Source organism: Micrococcus sp. HG099 (assembly GCF_024723355.1).
GTDB lineage: Bacteria > Actinomycetota > Actinomycetes > Actinomycetales > Micrococcaceae > Micrococcus > Micrococcus endophyticus.
Window position 1 is genome coordinate 17,709 of sequence record NZ_JANQCJ010000016.1, and the last position, 10,647, is coordinate 28,355.

Sequence of the window (10,647 nt, forward strand, 5' to 3'; positions counted from 1 at the left end):
GGGGCGCGGAGTCGCGCTCATGACGGCACTTTGCAGGACAGCTCCACCTGGGGACCCCTCGGTCAGCCGTGGAAGAAGTGGCGCGCCCCGGTCAAGTACAGGGTCACGCCGGCGGCCTCGGCCGCGGCCACGACCTCCTCGTCCCGGACGGAGCCGCCCGGCTGGACCACGGCGCGCACACCGGCGTCGATGAGGATCTGCAGGCCGTCCGCGAACGGGAAGAACGCGTCGGAGGCGGCCACCGCGCCGCGGGCGCGCTCCGGTGCGCCCTCGCCGGAGACGTTCTCCGCGCCGCCGGCGGTCGTGACCTCGGACGTCGTCACGTCCTGGCCGCCGGTCTGCGCGGCGCCCAGGGTGTTGGCCCGCTCCACGGCCAGGCGGCAGGAGTCGAGGCGGTTGACCTGGCCCATGCCGACGCCCACCGTGGCGCCGTCGTGCGCCAGCAGCACCGCGTTGGACTTGGCGGCGCGCACGGCGCGCCACGCGAAGGCCAGGTCGGCGAGCGTGGCCTCGTCCGCGGCGGCGCCGGCGGCGAGGGTCCAGGTGGCCGGGTCGTCGCCGTCGGCGTCCACGGCGTCGGCGATCTGCAGGAGCATGCCGCCGGAGATCTGCTTGGCCTCGACGGCGTCGCGCACGAAGCCCTCGGGCAGGGCCAGCAGGCGCAGGTTCTTCTTGGCGGTGAGGATCTGCAGGGCCTCGGGCTCGAAGGACGGGGCGACCACGACCTCCGTGAACACGTCCTTGACCTGGGCCGCCATGACCGCGGTGACGGGGCGGTTCGCGGCGATCACGCCCCCGAACGCGGACACGGGGTCGCACGCGTGGGCCTTGGCGTGAGCCTGGGCGACGTCGGCGCCCTCGTCCGTCACGGCCACGCCGCACGGGTTGGCGTGCTTGACGATCGCCACGGCGGGGGCCGGGTGGTCGAAGGCGGCGCGCACGGCGGCGTCGGCGTCCACGTAGTTGTTGTAGCTCATGGGCTTGCCGTGCAGCAGCTCGGCCTGCGCGATGCCGGGCGCCGCGGAGGAGTCCAGGTAGAGGGCGGCGGGCTGGTGCGGGTTCTCGCCGTAGCGCAGGATCTCGGCGCGCTCGAGGGAGAAGCCGGCGTAGGGCGGGAAGATGGGGACGTCGTCCTGCTCGGTGTCCTCGGCGAAGTGGGCGGCGGTCCAGGCGGCCACGGCGTTGTCGTACCCGGCGGTGTGGGCGAAGGCCAGGGCGGCCAGGCGCCGGCGGGCGCGCAGGTCGAAGCCGCCGGCCTGCGCGGCGGCCACCACGTCCGGGTATCGGGCCGGGTCCACGACGACGGCCACGGACGCGTGGTTCTTCGCGGCGGCGCGCACCATGGAGGGCCCGCCGATGTCGATCTGCTCGACGACGGCGTCCTCCGCGGCGCCCGAGTTCACGGTGTCCACGAACGGGTAGAGATTCACCACCACCAGGTCGAAGGGCTCCACCTCGAGGTCGCGCAGCTGGGCCACGTGGTCCTCGCGGCGGCGGTCGGCCAGGATCCCGGCGTGCACGCGCGGGTGCAGGGTCTTCACGCGCCCGTCCAGGCACTCCTGGAAGCCGGTGACTTCGGCGACCTCGGTGACGGGCACGCCGGCGTCGGCGATGCGCTGGGCGGTGGACCCGGTGGAGACGATCTGCACGCCGGCGGCGTGCAGGCCGGTGGCCAGCTCCTCCAGGCCGGTCTTGTCGTAGACGGAGATCAGGGCCCGCTTGAGGGGCACGGAGTCCAGGACGGCGGCGGGGGGCTGGGCAGAGGTCACGGGAGGCGCTCCATTCGAGGGGGTCCGGGTGCGTCCCCAGCATAGGCCCGGCCGCATAATGGCCCTGGGTCCGCGCGCGAGTGCGACGCGCCTCTCCCAGCACCCGAGCACCGCACCGATCGAACGGGAACCGACCATGGCCTCCTCCACTCCGCCCCGCCACGGCGACGCCGACGCGCATCCCGCGCCCGCCGTCGTCGCCCCCGCCCGCTCCGGGGACGCCCCGCCCACCGGCGAGGCCGTCGTCCAGGACCTGCCCTGGCGCTGGTCCGTGCAGGGCCGGATCTTCTTGATCGGCGGCCTCGGGTTCATGTTCGACGCGTGGGACGTGACCCTCAACGGCGTGATGATCCCGCTGCTGCGCGAGGAGTGGGCCCTGGCGCCGGCGGACGCCGCGTGGATCGGCACGGCCAACCTGATCGGCATGGCCGTCGGCGCGTTCCTGTGGGGCACGATCGCGGACCGGATCGGGCGCAAGGCGGCCTTCGCGTGGACGCTGGCGATCTTCTCCGTGTTCACCCTCGCGGGCGCGCTGACGGACTCGCTGCTGTGGTTCGCCGTGTTCCGCTTCGTGGCCGGCGTCGGCCTGGGCGGCACCATCCCCGTGGACTACGCGCTCGTGGGCGAGTTCACCCCGCGCCGCCTGCGCGGCCGCGTCCTGGCCGCGATGGACGGCTGGTGGCCCGTGGGCGCCGCACTGTGCGGCCTCGTCTCCGCGTGGCTCGTGGGCACGTGGGGCGACTGGCGCCTGCCGCTGCTGGCCATGGTGCTGCCGGCGCTGCTCGTGTTCGTGGTGCGCCTGGGCATCCCCGAGTCCCCGCTGTTCCTCATGAGCCGCGGCCGCGAGGCCGAGGCCCGCAAGGTCATCGACCGCATGGTCGAGGCCACCGGCGCCGAGCGCCGCGAGTACGTCATGCCCCCGGTGGAGCAGGAGCGCGCCGACGGCGTCCTCGCCCAGCTGGCCGCCGTCTGGCGGTTCTCTCCGCGCATCACCGCGGTGGCCTGGGCCCTGTTCGTGGCCATCATGCTCGTCTACTACATCGCCCTGCAGTGGCTGCCGACGTTCCTCATCGACGCCGGCTACGCCGAGGGCCGCGCCTTCATCATGACCTCCGGCATGGCCGCCGCCGGCCTGCTCGGCGTCGTGGTGGCCACCGTGCTGATCGAGGTCACCGGCCGCCGCTGGCTGCTGGGGGTGAGCGCCGTCGTCGCCAGCGCCCTGCTGGTGTGGCTGGCGAGCGTGCTGGGCGTGCCATCCGCGGTGCTGCCGCTCGTGCTGGCCTTCGGGTTCGTGGTGCAGATCGCGATCCCGGTGCTCTACACGTACGTGTCCGAGCTCTACCCGACGACGCTGCGCGCATCCGGCTTCGGCTGGGCCTCGGCGGCGTCCCGGGTGGGCGCGGGCCTCGGCCCGCTGTTCTTCGTGGGCACGCTGGTGCCGGCGATGGGGCTGCCGGCCGCGTTCGCCGTCACCGGCGGCCTGGTGCTGCTCGCGTGCGTCGCGATGCTCGCGCTGGCCCCGGAGACCCGGGGCCGCGCCCTCGAGGTCAGCGCCGACTGAGCTCGCCGAGCACGCGCAGCAGTAGGGCCCGCTCCTGGACCTTGATGCGCTCGTGCAGCTCGGCCTCGGTGTCCGTATCCAGCACGGGCACCGCGGCCTGGGCGAGGATCGGGCCAGTGTCCACGCCGGCGTCCACCACGTGCACGGTGCAGCCGCTGACCTTCACCCCGTGGGCGAGGGCGTCGCGCACGCCGTGGGCCCCCGGGAACGAGGGCAGCAGCGCCGGGTGGGTGTTGAGGATGCGGCCCTCGAAGCGCTCGAGCAGGGGCGCGCCGAGGATGCGCATGAACCCGGAGCACAGCACCCAATCGGGCTCGTGGGCGGCCACCGCGTCGGCGAGCGCCGCGTCCCACGCGTGCCGGTCGGCGTGGTCCCGCGGGGAGACAACGAACGTCTCGATGCCGTGGGCGCGGGCCCGCTCGAGGCCGCCGGCGTCGGCGACGTCGGCGCCCACCGCCGCGATCTCGACGTCGAGGGCCCCGGACGCGACGGCGTCCAGGACGGCCTGCAGGTTGGTGCCGGAACCGGATACGAGGGCCACGATGCGCATGCGCCCATCGTAGGGTGAGGGGGTGTCCGCACCGCTCCCCTCGACCCCGCCCCGCCCGCCGCAGGACGACGCCCCGGACCCGGGTCGCGCCCGCACCGGCCGCATCCTGCTGTGGCAGTCCGTGGCGCTGCTGGGCATGGTGCTCAGCCTCTCCCTCGTGCTGCCGTGGAAGCTCGCGGCGCTGGTCCTCGGGCTCGTCGCCCTCGTGCTGGGCGTGCGCGTGTGGCTCACGAGCCGCGGCGAGCGGCGCGCCGGGCTGCCCCGCGCGGTGGCGGCCGGCGGCATGGCGCTCGCGCTGTTCGGCACCACGACGGCGGCGCTGCCGCTGCTGGCCTGGGACGCGACGGTCGAGCTGGAGCGGTGCACCTCCTCGGCCCTGACCGTCCGGGCGCAACAGGCGTGCGCGGACGCGTTCACCCGCGCCGTGGAGGAGCGCACGGGCGTGCCGCAGCTGCGGCCCTGAACCGGAGTGCGGGCTGTCGGAGCGCGGCGTCGGAGGCGGTCCGACTCAGTCCCGGGACCGGCGCGGCCGGGGGCGCTCCGCCGCCACGGCGGCCTCGGCAGGCCGAATGAAGCGGCGTCCCGCGAGCGCGAGCGCCACGAGGTAGCCGGCGGCGCACCCCAGCGCGACCCACCCGGCCACGGCCGCGCACGCGGCCCACACGTTCGCCCCGATGTCCGTCAGCGTGCCGACGCCGAGCGTGCCCGAGGTGAGGGCCAGCGGCACCAGCAGCAGCAGGCCCGCGAGCAGCCCGGTCAGCACGGCCAGGGCCAGCGTGGACAGGGCCAGGGACACGGCGCGGTGGCCGGTGCGGGCGTCCAGCCAGTCGTCCAGGTGATTCTCCCCCTCGCGCAGCAGCCACACGCCGGCGGCCACGCCGGCGGCGATCGGCACCGCCAGGAACAGGGGATGCCACGGCGCCCAGGCGGCGGGCAGCGCCCCCAGCGCGGGCAGGGCGGGGGCGGCGGCCGGCGTCGCCCCGAACACCGAGTAGAGGCTGTCCGAGCCCACGGAGAACCCCGGGCCCGCGGTCCACGCGATCGCCCAGCCCGTGAGCGTGGGCAGCCAGCCGATCTGCAGGACCGCCAGCAGCAGGCCGCCGAACGGGCCGGCGTCGATCGCCTGGGCCAGGGTGACCACCGCCGGCCACTCCACCGCCAGACGCACCGCCACGAGCAGGGCGCTCAGCCCCGCCAGCACCAGCAGGGCGACGACGGCCGCCCGGACCACGGACCACGCGTAGGACCCGGCCCAGCGCTCGTACTGGGAGCGGCGGGCGATCCGCTCCGTCAGGTCCAGGCCGATCAGGTGCGCCCACGTGCCCGCCTCGCGCCGGGCGCCGGCGAGCGCCGCGATCCCGAACAGCAGGGCCGGCAGCAGGGCGGCGGCCCACGGGCTCACGCGCAGCTCCGGGGTGCCCGGCAGGAAGGCCACCGTCAGGCCCGCGAGCGCGTAGCCGCCCACGGCCCCCGCGAACGCCTGCCACGCCTGGTCCCGGTAGGAGGCACGGGCCAGGCGGCGGCCGGCCCGCCAGGAGAGCAGGAGCGGGATCAGGGTCAGGCCCCACGGGACCAGCCACGCGGTCCCCGAGAGCACATGGCCCTCGGCCGTCGGCAGGACGGTGGCCACCGTGACGGGCACGGCGTGCAGCGCCAGCCACAGGGTGCCGCCCACCTGGAGGGCGCCCTCGATCGTGGGCCGCTGGAACCCGCCGGTGGCCCACACGGCCAGGGTCGGGATCATCACGGCCAGCAGGCTCAGCAGCGCGGTCACGAGCGCCTCGACCACCCCCTGAAGCCACAGGGGCAGGGGGACGGGGCGCAACAGGCGGGGCGCGGCGGGGCGGGAGCTCACCCGTCCATGGTGCCACCCGAGTCCGGGTGCCCCCTGGACGGGGCGCGGGCCCCGCGGGCGGGTGAGACGACCGCCACGGAGGGGCTGCGCGGGCGGACGAGCGAGCGGGCGCCGAGCCGGGCGCGGAGCCGACCGCCCCGCGGGCGAGGGCCCCGAAGGTTCACCCCCCGGCCACCGCCGCGTCGCCGACCGGTGCCCGGGGCGTGGCCGTGGCCGCCTAGCGTCCGGAGCGTGCGTGTTGCCGTGGTCGCCGAATCGTTCCTGCCCCACATGAACGGGGTCACCCACTCGATCCTCCAGGTGCTGCGTCACCTGCGGGAGCGGGGCGACGAGGCGATCGTGATCGCCCCCGCCGCCTCGTGGTCCGCCGGCTGGACGCAGCGGGCGGGCGAGGGCCAGGCCCCCCGCGAGGTCGAGGGCTTCCCCGTGCACGCCCTGCCCTCCGTGCCCCTCTCCGGCTACTCCTCCGTGCGCGTGGCCGCCGGCACCGTGGGCCGGCTGCGCGGAATCCTCACCGCGTTCGGCCCGGACGTGGTGCACATCGCCTCCCCCTTCGTGCTCGGCTGGCGCGCGGTGCAGGCGGCCGAAGAGCTGGGCATCCCCTCCGTGGCCGTCTACCAGACGGAGGTCCCCGGCTACGCGGCCCGCTACGGCGCCCCGTGGCTCGAGGACGTCCTGTGGAGCCACGTGGCCCGCCTGCACAACACGGCCACGCTGACGCTCGCGCCGTCGTCGTTCACCGTGCGCCAGCTGCACGCCGCCGGCGTGCGCCGCGTGCACCTCTGGGGCCGCGGCGTGGACACGCGCCGCTTCCACCCCGCCAAGCGCGACGACGCGCTGCGCGCCGAGCTCGCCCCCCACGGGGAGCGGCTCATCGGCTTCGTGGGGCGCCTCGCGCATGAGAAGCAGGTCGAGGACCTGCGCGTGCTCTCCGACCTGCCGGGCACCCGCCTGGTGGTCATCGGCTCGGGCCCGCTGCGCGAGCAGCTCGAGCGCCGCCTGCCCGGCGCGCACTTCGCCGGCTTCCAGGGTGGGGAGGACCTCGCCCGGCACGTGGCCAGCCTGGACCTGTTCGTGCACCCCGGTGAGTCGGACACCTTCGGCCAGACCCTGCAGGAGGCCATGGCCTCGGGCGTGCCCGTCGTCGCCGTGGGCCGCGGCGGCCCCCTGGACATCGTGGACCCCTCGCGCACCGGCTGGCTCTACCCGCCGGGCGAGCTCGACGAGCTGCGCCGCCACGTGGTGGACCTGGCCCACGACGACGTCAAGCGGGCCGCCTTCGCGCAGGCCGCCTGGGCGTCCGTGCAGGGGCGGACCTGGCCGGTGCTGTGCGAGCAGCTGGTGGGGTACTACGAGAAGGCCGTCGCCGTGCAGGACCGCCGTCGCACGGAGCTGGCCCGCCGCCTGCTGGCCATGCCCTCCCAGCTGGCCGCGCACGTCTTCGGCTGACGCCGGCCAGGGCCGGGCGCCGGACGTGCGTGCGGCGTGGCGGGCGAGCGGCGTGGCGTTGCGTGCGGCGGAGGGGCATGGCGGAGGGGCGTGGCGCCCGTCTCAATGCGGTAACAGAGCCCGGGGCCTGCCAGGATGGCGGGCAGGCACCGTGGCCGCACCTGCGATCGCGGCTGCCCTCCGACGGCGACACGCGACGGCGCGAGCACCGCGGGGCACCACGACCCCCACGTCCGAGGAGGACATCATGAACCACGCCCTCGAGACCCTGCGCGACGAGGTGTTCGCGCGCAATCCCGGCGAGGCCGAGTTCCACCAGGCCGTGTCCGAGGTGTTCGAGGCTCTGGACCCCGTGATGGAGCGCCACCCCCAGTACGTCGAGGCCGGCGTCCTGCACCGCCTCTGCGAGCCGGAGCGCCAGATCATCTTCCGCGTGCCGTGGATCGACGACAACGACGTGGTCCAGGTCAACCGCGGCTTCCGCGTGGAGTTCAACTCCGCCCTCGGCCCCTACAAGGGCGGCCTGCGCTTCCACCCCTCCGTGTACCTGGGCATCATCAAGTTCCTGGGCTTCGAGCAGATCTTCAAGAACTCCCTGACCGGCATGCCCATCGGCGGCGGCAAGGGCGGCTCCGACTTCGACCCGGCCGGCAAGTCCGACCGCGAGATCATGCGCTTCTGTCAGTCCTTCATGACCGAGCTGCACCGCCACATCGGCGAGCACACGGACGTCCCGGCCGGCGACATCGGCGTGGGCGGCCGCGAGATCGGCTACATGTTCGGCCAGTACAAGCGCCTGACCAACCGCTTCGAGGCCGGCGTGCTCACCGGCAAGGGCCTGACCTGGGGCGGCTCGCTCGTGCGCACCGAGGCCACCGGCTACGGCGCCGTCATGTTCGCGGACTCCATGCTCCAGACCCGCGGCGAGTCCATGGACGGCCAGCAGGTGCTGATCTCGGGCTCCGGCAACGTGGCCATCTACGCCGCCGAGAAGGCCGCGTCCCTGGGCGCCACCGTGCTCACCGCCTCCGACTCCGCCGGCTACATCGTGGACCCGGACGGCCTGGACCTGGACCTGCTCAAGCAGATCAAGGAGGTCGAGCGCGCCCGCATCTCCGAGTACGTCGAGCGCAAGGGCGGCCGCGCCCGCTACGTGGCCGGCGGCTCCGTGTGGGACGTCGAGGGCACCGTGGCCCTGCCGTGCGCCACCCAAAACGAGCTGGACGAGTCCGCCGCCAAGACCCTGCTGGGCAACGGCGTGAAGGCCGTGGCCGAGGGCGCCAACATGCCCTGCACCGAGGCCGCCACCCGCCTGTTCCTGGACGCGAAGACCCTCTTCGGCCCGGGCAAGGCCGCCAACGCGGGCGGCGTGGCCACCTCCGCGCTGGAGATGCAGCAGAACGCCTCGCGCGACTCGTGGAACTTCGAGTACACGCACGACCGCCTCGAGGCGATCATGCGCGACATCCACGACCGCTGCGTCGAGACCGCCGAGGAGTACGGCACCCCCGGCAACTACGTGGCGGGCGCGAACATCGCCGGCTTCATCAAGGTGGCCGACGCGATGATCGCCCAGGGCGTGGTCTGACCCCTCGCCGGGGATCCCTCCCTTCGACCGACGCGCAGCGACATCACCGCCGTTCCGACCGGCGGTGATGTCGCTGCGCGTCGGACTTTTCAGGAGGGCAGGGCATGGGCACGACGGGGGCGCGGCGCCGTCGTCGCCGGCTCCTGCACAGCGGCGCTCCCCCGGCGCGTCGTCCACGGGCGCCGTTCCCCACGATGACGGCGGCCCACCGGGTCCGCACACTGGCGGCATGACCGCGCTCACCGACGTCCCCGACCTCCGCCCCGGGACCGGGCCCCTGCTGCACGTGGCCCGCCGGGAGGACCTGGCCGCCCGACGCCGGCTCGAGCGCGCCTGGACCCGCGGCGATCTCGTCCGCCTCGCCGCGGGCGTGTATCTGCCAGCGTCGACCTGGACGGCGCTGAGCCCGTGGGACCGGTCGACGGCGTCCGCGGCCGCCCTGGCGCTCGCGCGGCCGGCCACCGTGTTCACCGGGCTGACCGCCGCCCGACTGCGGAGGCTGCCCGTCGCCGTCGACCCGCCCGCCCTCGACCTGCGGGCCACCTCTCCCGGGCACCGCGGCGCCGCCCCGCTCACGTCCCGGCCCTTCTCTCCCGCACTGCTCGCCACGGGTGGTCGACTCCCCCGCCCGCCGCGACGTCGTCCCCGGTGGGGCCTCCCGCAGGCGCCGGGCGCCGCGCCGGAGCCGGTGGAGATCCGCCTCTCCGACGGGACCGGCCTCGGCTGGGGCCTGGCCGATGCGCCCGCCACGCTGTTCCTGGTGCTGGGCGCGGCGACGCCGTTCCCCGATGCCGTCGCGCCCCTGGACGTCCTGCTCGCCACCCATCCGGAGGCGCAGTCCTGGGCGCAGGCCGCCGAGGAGGCCCTGCCGACCCGGGCCGCGCGGGAGAGGCTCGAGCGCACCTGGTCCTTCGCGGCGGCAAAGTCCGAGTCCGCCGGGGAGTCCTACAGCCGCGCCCTGATGCACGAGCTCAGGTTCGCGGCGCCCACGGCCCTGCAGCACCGGCACCGGGATGCGACCGGCCGGGAGGTGGCCCGGACCGACTTCTGGTGGGCGGACGCGCGCGTGGCCGGGGAGTTCGACGGGATCGGCAAGTACGACCTCGGCCTGCACCGCGGGGACGACGCCGCCCGCCGCGCGAGCATCCGGCGGGAGAAGGAGCGGGAGGTCGCCCTGCAGCTGGTCACGCGCGCAGTGGCCCACTGGACCTGGGAGGACCTCAGGGCGCCCGAGCGGCTGGCCCGGATCCTCACCGCTGCGGGCGTGCCGCGAACGGATCGCCCCGAACCGACCGACGCCCAGCGACATCACCGGCGGGCAGAACGGCGGTGATGTCGCTGGGCGTCGGTTGTTCGGCGGGTGCGGGAGGAAGCAGTGCGAGAGGGCGCGGCGGGGCGCGGCGAGTGCAGGAGGGGACCGCGCGGCCCCGATCAGCCCTGCAGCGCCGCCCGCTGCTCGGGGGTGACCCGCACGGGTCGGCCGGTCTCGCCGTCCACGAACACCATCACGGAGGAGGCGGTGGCGCAGAGTGTGTCGTCCACGCCGTCGTGCAGGGCGTAGCCCACGTGCACGGAGGCCGCCTTCACGGCCTCCACGCTCACGACGACGCGCAGCGGCACCGGCCGGTACGGCATCTGGGCGCGGTACTTCACGGTGTGCTCGGAGATGAACGTGCGCACGCCGGGGGCCACGCCCTCCAGCAGGTCGATCGGCGGGGCCTCGCCGCCGCCGGCGCCCGTGTTGGCGGGCACGCCGAAGGCGGCCACGCGGGCCTCCTCGAGCAGCTGCACCACGGCGATGTTGTTGATGTGGCCGTACGCGTCCATGTCCGCCCAGCGCAGGGGGATGCGGACCTCGACGGCGCGGGGCCCGGT

At 75.2% G+C, this 10,647-nt stretch carries 9 protein-coding genes; 5 read left to right on the plus strand and 4 right to left on the minus strand.

Annotated elements, in window-relative coordinates:
- Window positions 1–62: 62 nt before the first annotated feature.
- Complete coding sequence (purH, locus tag NWP10_RS02805; protein ID WP_258299827.1) at window positions 63–1,769, minus strand: bifunctional phosphoribosylaminoimidazolecarboxamide formyltransferase/IMP cyclohydrolase; 1,707 nt, start codon at window positions 1,767–1,769, stop codon at window positions 63–65.
- Window positions 1,770–1,905: 136 nt separating this feature from the next.
- On the opposite strand from purH, the gene NWP10_RS02810 reads away from it, so the two are divergent.
- On the plus strand, window positions 1,906–3,330 hold the full coding sequence (locus NWP10_RS02810) for an MFS transporter (protein ID WP_258299828.1): 1,425 nt from the start codon (window positions 1,906–1,908) through the stop codon (window positions 3,328–3,330).
- On the opposite strand, the gene purN is transcribed toward NWP10_RS02810, so the two are convergent.
- On the minus strand, window positions 3,317–3,880 hold the full coding sequence (purN, locus tag NWP10_RS02815) for a phosphoribosylglycinamide formyltransferase (protein WP_017488576.1): 564 nt from the start codon (window positions 3,878–3,880) through the stop codon (window positions 3,317–3,319). The genes NWP10_RS02810 and purN overlap by 14 nt on opposite strands.
- Window positions 3,881–3,902: 22 nt before the next feature.
- Here purN and NWP10_RS02820 point away from each other — a divergent pair, with 22 nt between their 5' ends.
- Window positions 3,903–4,343 carry a hypothetical protein gene (locus NWP10_RS02820; RefSeq protein ID WP_017488577.1) on the plus strand — a complete coding sequence of 147 codons (441 nt, stop codon included), beginning with the start codon at window positions 3,903–3,905 and terminating at the stop codon, window positions 4,341–4,343.
- Between the two features lie 45 nt (window positions 4,344–4,388).
- Here NWP10_RS02820 and NWP10_RS02825 read toward each other — a convergent pair whose 3' ends face one another.
- Window positions 4,389–5,735, minus strand: a complete 1,347-nt coding sequence (locus NWP10_RS02825) for a DUF6350 family protein (protein WP_017488578.1) — start codon at window positions 5,733–5,735, stop codon at window positions 4,389–4,391.
- 231 nt (window positions 5,736–5,966) lie between these two features.
- Between NWP10_RS02825 and NWP10_RS02830 the strand changes: the two genes are divergently transcribed.
- From NWP10_RS02830 to NWP10_RS02840, 3 genes are all read left to right on the plus strand, one after another.
- Window positions 5,967–7,184, plus strand: a complete 1,218-nt coding sequence (locus tag NWP10_RS02830) for a glycosyltransferase family 1 protein (protein ID WP_258299829.1) — start codon at window positions 5,967–5,969, stop codon at window positions 7,182–7,184.
- A 247-nt stretch (window positions 7,185–7,431) separates the two neighbouring features.
- Window positions 7,432–8,772 carry an NADP-specific glutamate dehydrogenase gene (gdhA, locus tag NWP10_RS02835; RefSeq protein ID WP_017488580.1) on the plus strand — a complete coding sequence of 447 codons (1,341 nt, stop codon included), beginning with the start codon at window positions 7,432–7,434 and terminating at the stop codon, window positions 8,770–8,772.
- A gap of 229 nt (window positions 8,773–9,001) precedes the next feature.
- Window positions 9,002–10,105 (plus strand): hypothetical protein, encoded by a 1,104-nt coding sequence (locus tag NWP10_RS02840; RefSeq protein ID WP_258299830.1) that lies wholly within the window; start codon window positions 9,002–9,004, stop codon window positions 10,103–10,105.
- Window positions 10,106–10,203: 98 nt separating this feature from the next.
- Here NWP10_RS02840 and NWP10_RS02845 read toward each other — a convergent pair.
- Window positions 10,204–10,647, minus strand: a 444-nt coding sequence (locus NWP10_RS02845; protein ID WP_258299831.1) for a thioesterase family protein, incomplete at its 5' end; no start/stop codon positions are given.

Bases quoted from the DNA above. Each gene is read 5' to 3' on its own strand.
- purN (WP_017488576.1), bottom strand. From the start codon at position 3,880: ATGCGCATCGTGGCCCTCGTATCCGGTTCCGGCACCAACCTGCAGGCC.
- gdhA (WP_017488580.1), top strand. From the start codon at position 7,432: ATGAACCACGCCCTCGAGACCCTGCGCGACGAGGTGTTCGCGCGCAAT.
- NWP10_RS02840 (WP_258299830.1), top strand. From the start codon at position 9,002: ATGACCGCGCTCACCGACGTCCCCGACCTCCGCCCCGGGACCGGGCCC.
- NWP10_RS02810 (WP_258299828.1), top strand. From the start codon at position 1,906: ATGGCCTCCTCCACTCCGCCCCGCCACGGCGACGCCGACGCGCATCCC.